This window comes from Bacillus cereus group sp. MYBK227-1, assembly GCF_051916325.1.
Classification (GTDB): domain Bacteria; phylum Bacillota; class Bacilli; order Bacillales; family Bacillaceae_G; genus Bacillus_A; species Bacillus_A cereus.
Genome location: NZ_JBQAGK010000002.1, coordinates 57,437 through 74,810, shown reverse-complemented (window position 1 = coordinate 74,810; position 17,374 = coordinate 57,437). Strand labels below are relative to the sequence as shown.

The window sequence follows — 17,374 nt, the reverse complement described above, 5'->3', positions numbered from 1 at the left end:
TTTACTAAAGCAGCAAGGTTGTCGAATAAACAACAACCTCATTTACTTTTCTAATCGATCTACATTTCGCATTATATTTTGGAGATTATTTTCATATTGCTCAAGTTGTGGACGTTGTGTTTCTGAAGCTACCTCTAGTGCATTTTGAATTTGTTCATATGCTTCCTGAACCTCTTGGCGTAATTCTTTTAAATCATGACCGTAGTTTGGATCATTTTTCACAATGTTGTTAAATGCATTTTCTGCTTGTGTAACGCCTTGCTGCGCTGCTTGAAACGCTTGTTGTTTATCTTTATGATATGGCATTATATAATCCCCTTTCTGTAATAGTTAGTCCTAATTATCTTTACCTTTTTTTCTAAAAACATTCTCGTATAAATTTGCAAACTTCTCTCATTCTAAAGAGGAAGAGGAGGTGTCACATACAATGGGAAAAAACAATCGTGAAGCGAAAGAAAAAAAAGGACAACCTGAACCATTAAGCGGATCTCATAAAGTAAAAAACCGTAACCATTCACGCCAAAAACATCATGCGCATCATGATATGTAAAACAAAAAGTGCACACTAGCTATCTTTTCCACATACAATGTTTATATTTTTCCATTTATTCTTCACCCCTAATTCATTCATGCATAACATAGTATGAATTGAGATTTTACGGAGGGTGTCTTACATGGGCAAGAAAAAGAAGGATTGTCTTTTTCATGTTGATGGTTTCGAAGAATGGATGGATCAATTTTGTTCTGACTCTTGTAGTAACTTTAGTTTCCCAAATCAAATTCATATTGACCTTTGCGAAACGGAACAAGAATACATTTTGGAAACAGATGTACCAAATGTAACTGAACAAAATGTAGTCATTAAAAAGATGAAGACAGGCCTAACCATTTGCATACTTCATAATAATATTTCTTTACAGCGGATCATTCCTTTACCCGATAATATTATTTATAAGAAGATGCTAGCCTGCTTAGAAAATGGATATTTAGCCATTCATATTTCCAAAAATGAAGTTGCTGATAAGCATGAAAAGAAAGTTCTTTTTTCAAATTAAGAGTTAATATAATACGCACTAAGCCCCAGTTGGTTACTGGGGCTTATGTTATTTCGCATGCATTTCTATATTAGAATTTCTATCATATCTTTTTTTCGATAAACCTTTTGTAACTAAAAGCACAGGAAATGCCACAGTTGAAAATATAGCTAGTGCTGAAAATATTGCAAACCCATTTTGGTACCCGTAGTAATCGAGAAGTACTCCTCCAAACCACGGACCTATTACTGCTCCAATTCCCGAAAAACCCATCGCACCGAAGTATGTTCCTTTTAGATGCGCAACAGCAATATCATCAATAAATACATCCGTCATTGAAAACATTAAGACTTCTCCAATTGTAAAAATAATTGTACAGACGGCAGCACCTAGCATAGATTCTACTACTCCAAATCCAAACAATCCTCCGCTCACAAATAAAGTTCCAACCATAATGGATGCTAATGGTGTGTATTTTTTGCACATTTGAATAACAGGGTATTGGATAATCACTACAACAATTGCATTTAAAGCGAGCATATATGAGAATAGCTTCACTCCATCCTCAAATATATGTGCATTTGCAAAATATTGAGATACTGTCGTCGTTAAATGTGAAAAACCGCAATTACTCAAAATAATACCGACTAAAGCAACTAAAAATACTATATCTTTTCGCAATATACGCATTGCATTTAACATTGTAACAGGTTTTTCTGTACTCACTTTCTTTTTTTCCATTGGATACTTCTTAAATTGGAACGCTAATATAGCTGTATATAGAATATATACCCCAGCTGCTACTAAAAAAGGAATTGTTGATTTTGCACTTCCAATCTGTAATCCAACAATTGGTCCAATAGCAACTCCAACATTTATTGCACCGTATCGTAAGTTATAGACGAGTAACCGATACTCAGGCTTTGTTAAATCTGATAATAATGCTCTTGATGTTGGCTCAAAAAACGACCTACATAATCCATTTAAAGCGTTTAATAAAAAGAAACTTAAAACATGATCCGCAAGTGAAAAACCTATAAACACAAAAATCCAAACGATCATGGACCAGAGCATAATCGTTTTCCGGCCAAATCGATCTGATAAATTCCCTCCGATAAAGCTAGCAAAAACACCAACAAGTGCACTCGTTCCGATAATAGCACCAGTCATTCCAGCTGATACACCTTTAACAGTCGTTAAATAAATCGCTAAAAAAGGGATACTCATTGAAGTTGCAAACCTAGCAAACAATGTCCCTAAAATAATACTCATTCCAAGCGGATGAATATGCTGTAACTTCCCCTTCATCGTTAAACCTACTCTCTCTATTTTCACAAAAAAAAGAAAGCAAAGGATCTGCTTTCTTTTCCTTTTTCTATACTTGAGCTGTTGATACCCGAGTTGTTCTCGTTATGTCCATATCAATTCCATATGTGAACTGTAATTCTTTACACACATCTTTAATTAAGATTGCGACATTATACTTTTCATTAAATTGTAAAACTATGTTTTCTACTTCTTCATATGTATACTTATATTCCCCTGTAATGACACTTTTTAGATCAAAGCATTCGTTAATACAAAGTTGTACAAGTAGCTGGTCATATTTCTCTATTACATCTTCTTTCTTCCAAAGTAACTCTTTTACATATAACCGATCAAACTTCACACTTTCTCGATTACAATCCGTTAAAATCCGGGTCATTTCATTTAATTCTCGATATAATTCAGAAATATTTCTGCTTAAACTAAGCAGTTTATCTACGCCGTTTTCATATAACATATTCATTCCACCCCCGCATTTTCTTTTTCTTATTATAGCAAGAAAATTCTAAAAATAGTTTCTTTCTTCTGAAATATTAGGAAACTAATTTCAATTGCTTTACAATGAAACTAGTTAATGCGAGAGGAGAAAGAAAATTGGAGCACAAATTATATTACACTGACGCTTATAAGCAAGACTTTACTACTAAAATTATAAAGCAAGATTATGATAAAGACGGTAACTTATACGTTGTTTTGAATGAAACAGCATTTTATCCGACAGGTGGCGGACAACCATATGATACTGGTACATTAAATGATATCAATGTAATCAATGTAGAAGAGATAAACGGAGAAATTCGTCATTACATTGCAGAACAATTACATACAGAAGACGTAGAAGGTAAAATCAATTGGGAGCGCCGTTTTGATCATATGCAGCAACATGCGGCTCAGCACATTTTATCTGCTGCCTTTTGGGACCATTTTAACATGCCTACAATTGGATTCCATCTTGGTAAAGAAACAGTAACAATTGATTTAGAAACAGAAAATCTTCATGCAGAAACGGTTGAAAAAGCAATACAAATTGCAAACAAAATTGTTTTTGAAAACCATCCAATCCGCATCCAGTGGATGAACTTAGAAGAAGCGAAAACGTTGCCCCTTCGTAAAGAACCGACTATGACAGAAAATATACGCGTTGTTATGATCGAAAACTTTGATTATAACGGCTGTGGCGGAACACACCCGAAACGTACTGGTGAAGTAGGTCCTATTCAAGTTCTTAGCTGGGAACGCAATAAAGGTGGCATACGACTAACGTTTATCGCTGGCTGGCGCACACTTAAATTAATAGGGCAGCAACAACAAATTATGAAGAATGTTTCCAAACAATTAAACAGTAGCGAAACTGATATTCCAACAAAAGTGGCGCAACTGCTTACTTCTCAAAAAGAAAACGAAAAAGCAATACAAACAATGAATGAAAAATTATTATTTGCAGAGGCAAATGAACTACTTCAACACCCTACGGAAATACATGCCAGCATACTTATTTCTAAAGTATTTACAAATCGTTCTATGCAAGAAATCGCAAAGCTTTCCGCTATTATTACAGAACAACAAGAGCATGCAATTACGTATTTCGTCATCGAAAATGATGACAAACTACAATGTATTCTCGCTTGCGGAAAATCAGTATCACTCGATATGAATGCTCTTTTAAAAGACGCTCTTCCTACAATCGAAGGAAAAGGTGGCGGAAATAAGAAGAGTGCTCGCGGTGGCGGGAAAGCAATTATGAGCGGAGATGAATTTTTAAATCAGCTTGTTTCTTCTTTACAGTCAGCAGTTTAAAACATGTTATGAAGGATAGCGAACGGCTATCCTTCCCCTATATTTACAGACCTATATTTTGTTTCAAACCTTGATAACTCCCTGCATTTACAAAACCTTCACTTATAAGATTGATAAAAGTTTCCGAAAAACCATAATGACTTAAATCTTTAATCGGCACCATTTGCACATCATGAATTGGATTATGATCAAACTCGTTAGAAGGTAGCATAATTTCACCTTCAATCCTTTTAAGCAAAAACGTTATATGTAATAAAGACGGGCGAGCATCTGGTTTATCACAAACATAGAGTAGCTTCTGAATGTTAACTTCTAACCCTGTCTCTTCTCTCATTTCTCGAATCATTGCTTCCTCTAACGTTTCGCCATTCTCTGCTCTTCCTCCAGGTAAAGACCAATTTCGATTAGCCACTTTTTGCTTTACTAGCAATACCTTTTCATCTTCAATTAAAATTCCTGTAACACGAACTTGCATTACATTTTCCATATGCAATCTCCTCTTCCCATTATATTTACAAATTAACCCTTCCATAAAAAGAACATATGTTTTATAATTAAAGAAAATTATGGAAGAAAGTAGTTGTTACATTCATGCGTCCACCTTTAACAAAGTCTATATCACTTGAAGATTTCCAAAACTATTATTGGTTAAAAGCAGAACTCCAAACATTTTGTCGTGAGAATGAGTTGCCAGCTAGTGGCTCTAAGATCGAAATAACCGAGCGTATCTCACATTATTTAACTACTGGTAAAATATTAAAAAACAGCTCTGTTCAAAAGGTGAGTAAAGCTTCCCTATCCTATAAAGACCTTTCTCTTCAAACGATTATTACTAACAATCACCGCTGTAGCGAAGATGTTCGTGCTTTTTTCAAAGAAAAAATCGGAACAAACTTTCGCTTTACAGTAGCTCTTCAAAAATTTTTCAAAGAGAATGTTGGAAAAACATATGAAGACGCGATAGCTTTTTGGCATGAAGAAAACGAACGAAAAAAAGACCCTACATACAAAACAACTATCGGTACACAATTTGAATACAATCGCTTTACTCGTGACTTTTTCGAAGATCCAAATAATAAAGGGAAAGCAAAAGCTGATGCGATTGCTGCTTGGAACGAAATGAAAGCGAAGCCTGGTAGCAATATTTATGTTCCTCAAAAAGTAGAAAACTAATTACCTCGCTAGTCTTCTACTTTCTCAAATAATAGCGCAATCCCTATCCCGCCTCCAATTCCTAATGTAGCAATTCCATATTTCATAGACTCTCTTTGTGCCTGATAAAACAAACGTGTTACAAGCATAGCACCAGATGCACCGTACGGATGACCGAGCGCAATTGCTCCACCATTTACATTTACTTTTTCGTACGGAATTTGTAACTCTTTTGCGCAAGCAACAACTTTTGAGGCGAATGCTTCATTTATTTCAAAATAATCGATGTCCTCTACTTTTACATTCATTTCGTTTAATAATTTGTTCACCGCAAATATCGGACCAGTCCCTGGAAGCTTGGGATCCACTCCCACTACAGCACTACGAACGAAACGAAGTACAGGCTTGTATCCTAATTTTCGGGCTTGCCCCTCTTCCATTACAAGAACGGCACATGCTCCATCATTTACACCACATGAATTCCCCGCCGTTACTGTACCATTTTGTAAAAATGCAGGTTTTGTTCTTTTAATCATTCGTTCATAATTCATTTCTAGCTTTATAGATTCATCTAATACTCCATTAAAAGACAATATTTCATCATATATAAATCCTTTTTCTAATGCTTGCAGTGTTCGTCTGTAACTGAGGCAAGCATACTCGTCTTGCATTTCTCTCGTGATGTTATAACGTTCTGCAACATATTCAGCCGCTACTCCCATGTCAGGATCACCAATTGTTTCAGGTGAAAATCGTGCTCTTTTTTGAAAAGGTGACGTACTTGTACTCTCTACTCCCCCAGCGATATAACACTTACCTGCCCCGCCTTGAATGAGATAACACGCAGTTCGAATTGCTTCTAAACCAGCACCACATTGCCGATCAATCGTTACACCAGGAATATGATAGCCAAGTCCCGCCTCTAAAGCAGATAGTCTCGCAACATTCCCTCCTGGCCCAACAACATTACCTAATATGACATCATCTATTTCCCTCTCAATCCCTTTACTTAAAAACGTAAGAAGCGGCGTTGTTAATTGCTGAACTTCATACTCTTTTAACATCCCATTCTTCTTACCAATAGGTGTTCTTTTCGCCTCTACAATGACTGCTCTATTCATATATTTTCTCCAGGTTTTCAATCATACTTTTTGCTTCCATACGAGCGATTTTCCCACTATTTGTATAAGGTATTCCATCTACAAAATGCCATTCTTTCGGTATTTTAAAAGAGGATAATCTCTGTAAGCAAAAACTCTTTAATTGTTGTTTCGTAGCACTTCCTTTTACGATCGCGACGGGCTTTTCACCCCAGTAACTATCTTTCACACCAATTACAACTATTTCATCAACAGCTGGGTGTTCATGTAATACACTTTCTATTTCTTCTGGATAAATATTGATTCCTCCAAATAAAATCATATTCTTCTCTCTACCAACAATATATATAAAGCCTTCTTCATCTTCATAGCCTACATCTCGCACTGTCATCCAACCTTCTGCATTCAACTCCCGTGTTAAAACCCCATCTATTATGTATCCCATAAAAAACTGATCACTTTTCACATAAACAGTTCCTATTTCACCTTTTTGTACTTCTTCGCCTGCTTCATTACATATTCGAACTTGCACATTATGACAAGGTTTTCCTACTGAATTTGGCCTTCTTTCGCTTTCTGCATCGACTAGTGCTGTTACAAAACTTAACTCTGATGCACCATAAAATTCATATCTTTTCGCATAAGGAAATATATTCTTTATTTTTTCTTTCGCTTCAGCTTCCCATTTCGCTCCTGACGAAATAATTTTCACTTTATTTTCTATTAATCTACTTTCTTTATATAAAGATTCAAGCATTGTCGGAACTGTATACATAACTGATATATTTTCAGTTTCTAACTTATCTAATACTTGATTTGGAAAGAACTTTCTCATAATGTGCACTGTTTGTCCTACATATAATGCACTTATTGCCCCGTATAAGAAAAGAGAATGAACGAGCGTCCCAGCTATTAAAATTGAATCCTCCCTTTTCATATGAAAGTCATGTACATTACAATCAAAACTATGAACCCACGATTGCTGTGCACGTAAAAATGCTTTTGCTGTTCCTGTTGATCCTGATGTAAATCCCATATAAAAAGGAGCATGTTGTACACTTTCTACAGTGGAATATGTAGGAAGATATTTCTCTATCATTCTTTTCCACTCATCAATTTCAATTACTCTTCCTTCTTCATCCAATAGATCATTCACCTTATATCGTTCTGTCACAATCATATCCGGATTACTAATTTCAATTCTTTCTCTGAGCTCATCTTGTTTCCACTTTATATCTAACGGAACACAAACCCACCCGGCCATAGCGGCACCAGAAAATAGTTGTAAAAACTCTATATGATTTTCTAATAGGATTGCTATCGTTTTATTCTTCGATTTTTTTTCATTTAACCAGCTTGCTACTTTACAAACTGATTCAAACCACTCTTTATATGTTAAAACTCTATCATTTTCCTTTATCGCTATTTTATTTGGTTGTAAAGAGGCATGCTTTTTATATTCTTTTGTAATCCCCATATGAGACGTCCTTTCTTTACAATAATAATAAAAAGAAACACGCAATTAACGTGTTTCTTCCCTTTATCATCCCGCATTTGTATATTTTCCATTCTTTAAAGCGGGCGTAATAATATGTTTCAATGAACGATGTAATTTTGTTACGAGAACTGCCGCAATAATTGCTTTTATACAATCCCCTGGTAAAAACACAGCACTCACTTTCATTGTCTCCCATACAGAAACATCCATTAAGAACGCTTGTACAGTAATACCAAATACATAAACTACGAAAATACCACCAATTATATTAATACATAATACTTTTATAATAGAAACTTCACGTAAACGCTCAATTAAATAACCAATAACAAACGCCCCAATGATGTAACCAAGTAAATATCCTGCACTTGGTCCAACAAATACACCAAGGCCACCGCGTCCACCAGCAAGCAATGGTGCTCCAACTCCTACAATAAGTAAGAAAATAAGCTGACTTAACGCACCTAGACGTGATCCTAACAACCCACCCGCAAGCATAACACCGAGTGATTGCAATGTAATTGGAACTGGTGTAATAGAAAGAGCAATCGGAGGTATTAACCCTAACACTCCCATAATAGAACTAAATAAAGCGACAAAAACTAAGTTTTTTGTATTCATATTTGCTTCTCCTATTTGTAAACTTAAAATTTATTTTAGGTAACATATCACAAAAATCATATTATCTTTCCATTCTTCTTTTGTCAACCATTAATGTATTAGAGTTTACAAATAGAAGTTCACTTATTTCTCTCTATGCAAATGCTCCAGTTCTTTCCGAAGCGCCTGTTTTAAAAACTTCCCAACAGATGTTTTCGGTATTTCTTCCATAAAGACAATATCGTCTGGCAACCACCACTTCGCAAACTGTGGTTTTAAAAACTCATATATTTCTTCTTTTGTAACCGTACTATTTTTCTTTTGAACAACGCAGGCAATTGGTCGCTCTTGCCACTGAGGGTGAGGAACTGCAACGACAGCCGCTTCAAATATAGCATCATGTGCCATTAAAGCATTTTCAAGATCGACCGAAGAAATCCATTCTCCCCCGCTTTTAATAACATCCTTCGTACGGTCAACAATTTTCACGCAACCTTCCTCATCCACTGTGACAACATCACCAGTATATAACCATCCATCGCGAAAACCTTCGACAGTACGATCATCGTTATAATAGCTTTCAGCGATCCAAGGTGCTCGTAAACATAGTTCTCCCATCTCCGTACCGTCCCACTTCACTTCACCATTTGTACCGACTACTTTCATCTCTACACCAGGGACAAGATACCCTTGCTTTGATCTAATTTCTAATTGCTCTTCATACGATAATTCTGTTTCATAACTTTTTAAACGTGCAAGTGTTACGAGTGGGCTTGTTTCGGTCATACCATATGCATGGATGAAAGGAACATTGTGTTTCTGTTCAAATGCTTTAATAACACTTTTCGGTGCGGCTGCACCACCACATAGTATTCTCGTCATACTAGATAAATCATAACTATTATTTTCTAACTCTTGTAATACACCGAGCCAAATTGTCGGCACACCGGCAGCTAACGTCACTTTTTCAGATTGGATCATTTCTAATAAAATTTTCGGCGTAAACATCGGTCCTGGAAGAACTTGTTTTGATCCAAACCAAGTAGCAGCGAAAGGAAGTCCCCAAGCATTCACATGGAACATCGGTACAATTGCCATCGCCGCGTCACTTTCCGATAAAGCAGCTGTATCCGCTAAACCGAGTGCCATGCAATGCAGTACAGTACTACGATGCGTATATACAACACCTTTCGGATTTCCTGTAGTCGCTGACGTATAACACATACCAGCTGGTGTATTTTCATCAATATCTTTTACAAATTGGAAATTGGGATCGCCTTCTTCTAATAGCTTTTCATAATGATATACAGGCTTCAGCGTAGTGTTTGGGAGTTCATCTTTATCAGTCATAATAATGTAAGCTTGTACAGTTGATAATTGTGATTGAATATTTTCAACAAGCGGTACGAGATCTTCATCTATAAGTAGAATTCGGTCTTCTGCGTGCTGAATAATGTATGAAATATGTTGAGGAGATAAACGAATATTAATTGTGTGTAAAACGGAAGCAATACCAGGAATAGCAAAATACGCCTCCACATGTCGATGATGATTCCACGCTAACGTTCCTACACGTTCGCCTTCCTTAATCCCAAGCTTTTTTAACGCACTAGAAAGTCTTCTCGTCCTTTCTCCTAGCTGCTTATACGTTAATGTCGTAATGGTATCATGTGTACGAGAAACAATTTCTTTCTTTGAGAATAACTTTTCTGCTCTTTCCATCATAGAACTAATTGTTAGCGGTACATTCATCATCATATTGGTTACATCCCCCTTTAAAGCGTTTTCATTTTTTCGTTTATTATAACAGACTTCCGCAAATGATTACGACATTTTTCTGTATTTTCCGAATTATTTCTTTGGAAATAATTCAGAACGATAAACTATCTACCTTTTTTCTTACTTTCTTTTTCAGTTTAAAAATAAAACGATTACTGTATTCCTTATTTTCTACTAAAATTCGATATATCTCCCATACTCCTAACACACGAACAAAAAGATAAACTCCGATTTGTTGTTATCAAAATAAAAAAACTCCTTGATTTATTTAAAGGAGTTTTTCAATGTAAGATATTTCATTGATTCATATATCCTTCTCTAGATATACAATATCTTTTTGTATCGCGATTCTTACCTTTAATAAACATATCCTTCTGAATTGTATATTTGTACTCCATATTCAAACGTTTCATTAATTTTTCAGATGCTTCATTTTCTGAATCACATCCCGCTTCAATACTATTAAGATGCAACTCATGAAAACCATAGTAGAAAAAAGCTAATGCAGCCTCCGTGGCTAATCCTCTTCCCCAATATTTTCGAGATAAGGCGTATGCAATTTCTGCTGTATGTGTGACCAAATCATATTTTATAAATCCACACGTGCCTATAAGTTTTTTCTCCTCTTTTAATACAATTCCAAGAGGTGCTACTTGCCCTTCATTATATTGCCCCACAATCTCTTCTACATAGTTATATGTGTCACATAACGATCGATGAGCATCCCATACAGTAAAAGTTGTCATCTCTTTATCTGTAGCATACTCATATATATGTAAACTATCACTCATATTCATTTTCCTTAACATAAGTCGTTTCGTATACAACGTTGGATATGACCATTTCTCAATGATCATAACGGCTTCTGCTTAAACTTTTCATAATGTCGTACTTTTAATAGAAGGATATTCCCACAATCTGTACAAATATACGCATCCACCGGTGAAGATGTGAACATCGTTTCCTTTTTCCGTATTTGTGCATATCCGACAAACTCACCTTCTCCTATGTTTTGAGAACCACAATTAGAGCATGTCTGCACGGTTTTTTGTTTCATGAGAGCACCACCTTTAATCTGTTTCCACTCCCTTCGACAGCTCACTTCCATTTCCCTTCCAAAAAAACTCTTATTCTCTCACATTTCAACAGGAATCTCAAAACAAAAATCGTATATGTACTATGAAATATATTTATTAACGGAGGAATTTTATGACTACTGTTATGACACTCGATATAGCAACAGAAATTGAAAATGCAGAAATTGACATGCTCTCTTCTAGATTAGAGAGACTACAAACAATAAGCGGAAACCCAATGCAAGTGCAAATGAAAAAATTCGGTAGCGCCACTGCCTTTTCATCAAAAATAATTGCTGGTCCTGCTTTTAATACAGTAAAAGGTATTACAAATGCAGATGCGATTGATGCAATCATTTCTTATTATGAATCACTACAAATCCCTTGTCGTTTTGAAATTACCCCAGCACAAGGTACAACTGAATTATTTCAATACTTATCTCAAAAAGGGTTTTATCAATCTAGCTTCCATACTGCTTTGTATAGTATACCGAGAGAGGGTTCATCACTTCTTCCTTCTAATATTACAATACGAAAACTAAAGGAAAATGAGTTTGATATTTTTGCAGACATTTATGTACGTGGATTTAATATGCCATCCTTTACAAAAGATAGCGTGCGCCAAAATAATGAAATTCTTTACAATGAACCAGGGTGGCATTTTTTCATAGCTGAAGTTCAAAATATCCCTGCTGGTATTGGTGTCCTGTATATAAATAAGGGTGTCGCATCATTAGCTGCTTCTGCTACTTTGCCAGAATTTCAGCGTAAAGGCTGTCATACTGCATTAATTCAAAAACGAATTAAGACAGCTATTGAATCCAATTGTACTTTAATAGTTGGACAAGCAAGGTTCGGTAGCGGCAGTCAAAATAACATGGAACGTGCTCACATGAAAATCGCTTATACAAAATCAATATGGACCGCAAAAGACATATTATAATTTACTTTATTTCTCCTTCCGTTACATTTTTAAACATTTTATGACAATTCCTTTTCTATCCTATTAATCATTTGAATATTCAAACTAGATTTGTTACGCTATTACTAGATACATCATTCAACTTGCAATATGAAAAGAGAATTCTAGTCAAACTACAAGGAGGAGAAATGTATGACTAAACATGATCATGGTTTAAAAGAAAAAGTAGAAGGTGCCATTGATAAGGTAAAAGGTGAAGTAAAAGAAGTTGTTGGGAAAGTAACTGACAATAAGAAATTACAAGCTGAAGGAAAATGGGATAAGGTGAAAGGCACTGCTAAAGATACAGTTGGTAATGTGAAAGAAAAAGTACATGAATATAAGGAACATAAGAAAGAAAAATAAAAAAGAGCCCATCGGCTCTTTTTTTATTTCCCTTCATTTTTCTCTAACACGTATAAATCTTCTTCCATATTCGTTAATTTCTCACTTACAAGCTTTCTTGCATCTCCAATTGCTTGATTGTATGCAAATGGTCCAACTAATTTAATCATTTCTTCTATTAAACGCTCTGCTTGGAAACGTCCAATTTCATCTAGATCTTCTTCCATGAAAAATTGCTGAATTTGTGCTACAAGCTCTTCTTTTTTATCATTTGGTATTTTTATATTCATCATCGTTGTTACTCCTCTATATTTAAGATAATATCTTCCTTAACTCTACCATAGAAAAACGATTACCAGGACAGCTTTTTGTAACTCCTTCTAACTCCCTATGACCTAGTATATTTTCTTTCTTTATAGCAAATTGCTTCATAAACATTTTGCATAAAGAATATAATGCATTCACTTGCGGGGGAGTGGGATCGTATTTATCGAAATTTCCCGTCATACATATTCCAATTGTATGACGGTTATGGTCTTTCGCGTGCGCTCCAATATGTAAACCTCGCCCTTCCACTACAGTTCCATCCTTTTCGATAAAATAGTTGTAACCAATTCCGCTCCACCCCCTTACAGTTTGATGAAATTCATGCGTTTTATACACGTCCCATCCATCTTCAGCTGTATGGTGAATAATCAGTTTGTTTACTTTTTCTAAAGGAACTAATTCATCTTGAAATGTTAGATTGACACGTTTAATTTCCATTTGAACTGCCTCCTCTTAAAAATCAATCATAATAATCGTTTTATCATCTGGCCTTATTCTCTTTTCCGCTTCTAGCTCTTCAATAATTGCTATATATTCGTTTATACTATTCTTTCTTATATATGCAACAGTTTGTTCTAATGACCAATCTGGGTGAAATAACCCGTCTGAACAAATAAAAATCCCACTCACTTCATCTGTATGTAATTCACCATGTTGTAAATAATGTATCGCTTCTTTCATTCCATTTGCAACTGAATAACCATTTGGCATATTTGCAAGATAACGATTGTATTTTAACTGTTCTCGAACATCTTGAAAAACATATTCTTCTGGTACAGATAACCCTTTTTTACGATCTTCTTCCCTCTTCTTTTTTGCTCTTTTACTAATTCCTTCAACTGTGTCTTTCGTTAATACTTGCATCGTTCCATTTTGAAAAGTTGTGACAATCATACAGTCCCCAAGCTGCGCATATTCAATTTTCTCACCAACTATTTGGACTGCCGCGATACATGTGCACCACAAATGCTCTTTTTTTCTCGTGTCTACTTCATATTCTAACATTTTGCTTTGCAATGCTTCATTTGCTTTGGCAACTGCAAATTGTAAACTATGATTCTCTCGTAATGCAGTAAAATAACTTGCAAATAAATGCGAAGCGATGTATGCTCCATTATGTCCCTTTTCATCACGAAACGGGACAAGTGGTGTTGCACCGTCACATACACCATAAATCTTTTTTTCTTTATTACAAAAATAAGAATCCTCACATTCTTGCTTCAACGGGCTTTTCTGTTGATATGTTTTTATCTTCACAACTGTATCCCCTTTCAAATGATAAAATACTCAAATTCTTTTGATTAATCTAATTTACCTAAATAAACTGTTTTTACCCAAAACTTTCAATATCATATATAATCTTGAAATAATATGAATTTTTCAGTGAAGGACGGGAAAGAAATGGTCAGATTCCTTGGTGTTATTATCGGTTCTATTATTATTGCGGTTGCCTTTAATCTTTTCCTTATCCCCCACAAAATTTTAAGTAGTGGAATTGGCGGAATTGCTATTATTTTAGGGATTGTAACCCCTGTAAACACAGGCATTATTAACTTTGTATTAAACTTACCTATCCTTATTTTAGGGTACATAGGTCTTGGAAAAAAAGTAATTTTTAACACAGTTGTCTCTGTAGTTGTATTATCTGTTGCATTATACTACGTTCCAGTAAAAGTCGTAGCAACAGATCCATTGTTATCTTCTATCTTCGGAGGTGTAATCGCTGGAGCTGGTATTGGTCTTGTTTTTAACTGTAATGGATCCACTGGTGGATTTGATATTATCGGTATGCTTTTATCCCGCAAGCGAGACATTAAACTTGGCGGATTCCTTATTATTTTAAATGCAGTCGTTGTAATAATCGCAGGATTCTTCTTCACCTGGGATGTTGCACTTACAAGCTTACTTTCAATTTATGTAACTGGTAAAGTAATTGATGCTGTTCATACAAAACATCGTAAAGTTACACTTATGATTGTAACAAATGAAGCAGAAAAAATGAAAAAACAACTTCTTTCAACTGTTGTACGTGGAATAACGTTACTTGATGGCGAAGGTGCTTATTCAAGCGAGAAAAAGCGTGTACTTATGACCGTCGTTTCTCGTGAAGAATTAGCAAGTATGAAACTAACAATTTCTGAAATCGACCCGAATGCATTCGTTAATATTACAGAAACTGTAGAAGTGTTAGGACTTTTCAGAAGAAGTTAAAGACTAGGTGGGAATCCACCTAGTCTTTATTTTGCATAAATTCAATTCGGTTTCCAAATGGATCTGACACGTAAAATCGAATTACATCTGGCCGTGCATAATCATCAATCACTTTAACACCTTGCTCTATAAGTGTTTGCTTAAATTCATTAATTTCATTCACATAAAAAGCTGGATGAGCCTTTTTAGCTGGTGTAAAGTTCCGCTCGACACCAATATGGATTTCTTGATTTCCGCATTTAAACCAACATCCACCTCGTTTTTTCAACTCTTCTGGCTTTGGAATTTCTTCCATACCAATCGTATTCCCATAAAAATCACGCGCCTCTTCTTCACACCCTACAGGTGCAGCTACTTGCACGTGATCAATCCCTTGAATATAATTTTTCATTTTCTCTCCCCCTCCTCTACCCTAATGTTATACGGAAAACAGCCGTCTGTAACTTACAAAAGGTTTATAAAACAATATAAGCTCCCCTTATTACCATCCTGCATTCACCTTGCAAAAAATAAAAAAAACAAAATTTATTCTATAACTTCCATTTTTTATAGAAATACACATTACATCTATATTATAGTTATGAATAGACAAATCTTTTTAGATGCTATTTGTACGGAGGAACTATTATGAGTCGTAAAAAATATTCACCAACTCAAAACAAACGTCATCCGAACATTTCTAGACGTTTGCGAAACCATATACAAGATCGTTCATTAACAGAAATGTACGCATCTCTGTTCGAACACAATCCTGATAGTATTATTTCATTAAATTTAGAAGGAGTTATTCTACATATAAATCCTTCTGCCGAAAGAATATTAGGTTACACTTCTTTAGAATTAGAACAGAAAAATATTACCTCTATTTTAGAAGCCCATATTTCTGAGCAAGTATTACAAAATATAAAGAATACTGAAGCGGATAATCAACAAGAGTATATCTTATCTATTTATCATAAAAATGGATTCTTATTAGATGTTGTGACAAAACTAGTTCCTATTTTTGTTCAAAATCGTCTTACTGGCGTATATGCTATTATGAAGCCGCTTGAAAAATCAGAAAGAATTGAGAATATGCTAAAAGAAAGTGAGAAGAGATTACGTACATTAGTAAACTCCATGCCTGCGTTTGTTATTTTTAAAGATCATGAAGGGCGCTGGCTTGAGGCAAATGATTACGCACTTTCTTGCTTCAATTTCCATCATGTACCTTACCACGGGAAAAAAGATAGCGAACTCATTCAATATAATGAAGCATACCGAGAAGCTTTTTTACATTGTGAAGAAATCGATGAACTAGCATGGCAACAAAGACAAATTCTTCATGGCGAGGAATTTATTATACATAGAGATGATTTCGATCTAATCTTAAGTATATCAAAAGTTCCGCTTTATCATCCTGATGGTTCTCGCAAAGGTCTTATCGTGATGGGGAGAGATGTTACTGAGCTAAAAGAAACTGAAAAGTTACTACGAAAATCAGAGAAGCTCGCAGTAGTCGGACAACTGACAGCTGGAATTGCCCATGAAATTCGAAATCCACTCACTTCTCTAAAAGGTTTTCTAACGTTGCTCCTCCCTGAAATAAGTGAGGAGCAGAAATGGTATATCGATGTTATGTTAAGTGAGATTTCACAAATGGAATCCATCACGAGTCAATTTATGGCGATGTCTAAGCCACAAGTATTATCTATCCAAACTTGTAACATACAAACTTTAATTGAAGAGGTAGTTACATTTATTTTACCGACTGCAATTATGCATAGCGTTCATATCATCATGGATCATTTTGATTACGTATATGATATTCAATGTGACGGTAACCAATTAAAACAAGTTTTTATAAACATATTAAAAAATGCGATAGAAGCAATGCCAAATGGCGGAAATATTTTCATCCAAACAAAACCATTAGAGGATAATTTCATCTTAATACGAATTATCGATGAAGGTTGCGGCATTCCTGAAGATCGTATCTCCCGTCTAGGCGAACCTTTTTATAGTTTAAAAGAAAAAGGCACAGGACTAGGATTAATGATGTGTTACAAAATAATTGAAGAACATCATGGTAGATTACACATTTCAAGCGAATTAAATAAAGGTACGATTGTTGATATTGAGTTACCACTTTCTTCATCTCATCTTGCAATCCAGTCTTAAATAAAAAA

Annotated in this window: 22 protein-coding genes and 1 pseudogene; 8 read left to right on the top strand and 15 right to left on the bottom strand. The window is 35.1% G+C overall.

The annotated features are described in order from the left end of the window. Positions 1-42 precede the first annotated feature (42 nt). Positions 43-306, bottom strand: a complete 264-nt coding sequence (locus ACTFRM_RS07550; protein WP_001146296.1) for a hypothetical protein — start codon at positions 304-306, stop codon at positions 43-45. Between the two features lie 121 nt (positions 307-427). Between ACTFRM_RS07550 and ACTFRM_RS07545 the strand changes: the two genes are divergently transcribed. Beyond that, a complete protein-coding gene (locus tag ACTFRM_RS07545) occupies positions 428-550 on the top strand; it encodes a small acid-soluble spore protein P (RefSeq protein ID WP_000517649.1) in 123 nt (40 codons plus the stop codon). Between the two features lie 124 nt (positions 551-674). Next, positions 675-1,055 carry an Hsp20 family protein gene (locus ACTFRM_RS07540; RefSeq protein ID WP_000516748.1) on the top strand — a complete coding sequence of 127 codons (381 nt, stop codon included), beginning with the start codon at positions 675-677 and terminating at the stop codon, positions 1,053-1,055. 48 nt (positions 1,056-1,103) lie between these two features. On the opposite strand, the gene ACTFRM_RS07535 is transcribed toward ACTFRM_RS07540, so the two are convergent. Together ACTFRM_RS07535 and ACTFRM_RS07530 are read right to left on the bottom strand one after the other, a co-directional pair. Beyond that, positions 1,104-2,342: an MDR family MFS transporter gene (locus tag ACTFRM_RS07535; RefSeq protein ID WP_000676811.1), complete on the bottom strand. Its 1,239-nt coding sequence runs from the start codon at positions 2,340-2,342 to the stop codon at positions 1,104-1,106. A 67-nt stretch (positions 2,343-2,409) separates the two neighbouring features. Then, positions 2,410-2,817 (bottom strand): hypothetical protein, encoded by a 408-nt coding sequence (locus ACTFRM_RS07530; RefSeq protein ID WP_000965149.1) that lies wholly within the window; start codon positions 2,815-2,817, stop codon positions 2,410-2,412. Positions 2,818-2,954: 137 nt separating this feature from the next. On the opposite strand from ACTFRM_RS07530, the gene ACTFRM_RS07525 reads away from it, so the two are divergent. Further along, positions 2,955-4,157, top strand: coding sequence for an alanyl-tRNA editing protein (locus ACTFRM_RS07525; RefSeq protein WP_173600408.1), 1,203 nt, complete (start codon positions 2,955-2,957; stop codon positions 4,155-4,157). 43 nt (positions 4,158-4,200) lie between these two features. Here the strand turns inward: ACTFRM_RS07525 and ACTFRM_RS07520 are convergent, their stop codons facing one another. Then, positions 4,201-4,644, bottom strand: coding sequence for an NUDIX hydrolase (locus ACTFRM_RS07520; RefSeq protein ID WP_000432568.1), 444 nt, complete (start codon positions 4,642-4,644; stop codon positions 4,201-4,203). Positions 4,645-4,748: 104 nt separating this feature from the next. Here ACTFRM_RS07520 and ACTFRM_RS07515 point away from each other — a divergent pair, with 104 nt between their 5' ends. Then, on the top strand, positions 4,749-5,330 hold the full coding sequence (locus tag ACTFRM_RS07515) for a DUF6434 domain-containing protein (protein ID WP_001247746.1): 582 nt from the start codon (positions 4,749-4,751) through the stop codon (positions 5,328-5,330). 8 nt (positions 5,331-5,338) lie between these two features. Here ACTFRM_RS07515 and ACTFRM_RS07510 read toward each other — a convergent pair whose 3' ends face one another. The 7 genes and pseudogenes from ACTFRM_RS07510 to ACTFRM_RS07480 all read right to left on the bottom strand — a co-directional run bounded on the left by ACTFRM_RS07510 (position 5,339) and on the right by ACTFRM_RS07480 (position 11,343). Beyond that, positions 5,339-6,430, bottom strand: a complete 1,092-nt coding sequence (locus ACTFRM_RS07510; protein WP_001078009.1) for an acetyl-CoA C-acyltransferase — start codon at positions 6,428-6,430, stop codon at positions 5,339-5,341. After that, positions 6,423-7,886: an acyl-CoA synthetase gene (locus ACTFRM_RS07505; RefSeq protein ID WP_088322424.1), complete on the bottom strand. Its 1,464-nt coding sequence runs from the start codon at positions 7,884-7,886 to the stop codon at positions 6,423-6,425. Before ACTFRM_RS07505 ends, ACTFRM_RS07510 begins: the two co-directional genes overlap by 8 nt. Before the next feature lie 66 nt (positions 7,887-7,952). Continuing rightward, positions 7,953-8,528 carry a biotin transporter BioY gene (locus ACTFRM_RS07500; RefSeq protein ID WP_001093334.1) on the bottom strand — a complete coding sequence of 192 codons (576 nt, stop codon included), beginning with the start codon at positions 8,526-8,528 and terminating at the stop codon, positions 7,953-7,955. A 123-nt stretch (positions 8,529-8,651) separates the two neighbouring features. After that, on the bottom strand, positions 8,652-10,265 hold the full coding sequence (locus ACTFRM_RS07495) for a long-chain fatty acid--CoA ligase (protein WP_000980172.1): 1,614 nt from the start codon (positions 10,263-10,265) through the stop codon (positions 8,652-8,654). A 112-nt stretch (positions 10,266-10,377) separates the two neighbouring features. Continuing rightward, positions 10,378-10,518, bottom strand: a pseudogene (locus ACTFRM_RS07490) (helix-turn-helix domain-containing protein); the annotation flags it as partial. A 64-nt stretch (positions 10,519-10,582) separates the two neighbouring features. Continuing rightward, positions 10,583-11,143: a GNAT family N-acetyltransferase gene (locus ACTFRM_RS07485; protein WP_000582845.1), complete on the bottom strand. Its 561-nt coding sequence runs from the start codon at positions 11,141-11,143 to the stop codon at positions 10,583-10,585. After that, positions 11,140-11,343 (bottom strand): hypothetical protein, encoded by a 204-nt coding sequence (locus tag ACTFRM_RS07480; RefSeq protein WP_000810948.1) that lies wholly within the window; start codon positions 11,341-11,343, stop codon positions 11,140-11,142. The genes ACTFRM_RS07485 and ACTFRM_RS07480 overlap by 4 nt, the downstream gene beginning before the upstream one ends. 152 nt (positions 11,344-11,495) lie before the next feature. On the opposite strand from ACTFRM_RS07480, the gene ACTFRM_RS07475 reads away from it, so the two are divergent. Beyond that, positions 11,496-12,305: a GNAT family N-acetyltransferase gene (locus ACTFRM_RS07475; protein ID WP_000214343.1), complete on the top strand. Its 810-nt coding sequence runs from the start codon at positions 11,496-11,498 to the stop codon at positions 12,303-12,305. Between the two features lie 171 nt (positions 12,306-12,476). Continuing rightward, on the top strand, positions 12,477-12,689 hold the full coding sequence (locus ACTFRM_RS07470) for a CsbD family protein (RefSeq protein WP_000160410.1): 213 nt from the start codon (positions 12,477-12,479) through the stop codon (positions 12,687-12,689). A gap of 23 nt (positions 12,690-12,712) precedes the next feature. Here ACTFRM_RS07470 and ACTFRM_RS07465 read toward each other — a convergent pair whose 3' ends face one another. Genes ACTFRM_RS07465 through ACTFRM_RS07455 form a run of 3 tightly spaced genes read right to left on the bottom strand, consistent with a single transcriptional unit; the run spans position 12,713 to position 14,270 of the window. Beyond that, on the bottom strand, positions 12,713-12,961 hold the full coding sequence (locus ACTFRM_RS07465; protein ID WP_000981066.1) for a DUF2164 domain-containing protein: 249 nt from the start codon (positions 12,959-12,961) through the stop codon (positions 12,713-12,715). A gap of 19 nt (positions 12,962-12,980) precedes the next feature. Continuing rightward, positions 12,981-13,433, bottom strand: coding sequence for a peptidoglycan recognition protein family protein (locus ACTFRM_RS07460; RefSeq protein ID WP_000404002.1), 453 nt, complete (start codon positions 13,431-13,433; stop codon positions 12,981-12,983). A 15-nt stretch (positions 13,434-13,448) separates the two neighbouring features. Then, the gene (locus ACTFRM_RS07455) at positions 13,449-14,270 is read right to left on the bottom strand and encodes a protein phosphatase 2C domain-containing protein (RefSeq protein ID WP_141096699.1); all 822 of its coding nucleotides are present in this window, start codon (positions 14,268-14,270) and stop codon (positions 13,449-13,451) included. A 126-nt stretch (positions 14,271-14,396) separates the two neighbouring features. Here ACTFRM_RS07455 and ACTFRM_RS07450 point away from each other — a divergent pair, with 126 nt between their 5' ends. Continuing rightward, positions 14,397-15,206: a YitT family protein gene (locus ACTFRM_RS07450; RefSeq protein ID WP_000251344.1), complete on the top strand. Its 810-nt coding sequence runs from the start codon at positions 14,397-14,399 to the stop codon at positions 15,204-15,206. Positions 15,207-15,225: 19 nt separating this feature from the next. Here the strand turns inward: ACTFRM_RS07450 and ACTFRM_RS07445 are convergent, their stop codons facing one another. Continuing rightward, a complete protein-coding gene (locus ACTFRM_RS07445; protein WP_000800772.1) occupies positions 15,226-15,597 on the bottom strand; it encodes a VOC family protein in 372 nt (123 codons plus the stop codon). Between the two features lie 236 nt (positions 15,598-15,833). Here ACTFRM_RS07445 and ACTFRM_RS07440 point away from each other — a divergent pair, with 236 nt between their 5' ends. Then, positions 15,834-17,366 carry a BA3702 family sensor histidine kinase gene (locus tag ACTFRM_RS07440; protein WP_000087662.1) on the top strand — a complete coding sequence of 511 codons (1,533 nt, stop codon included), beginning with the start codon at positions 15,834-15,836 and terminating at the stop codon, positions 17,364-17,366. Positions 17,367-17,374: the final 8 nt, after the last annotated feature.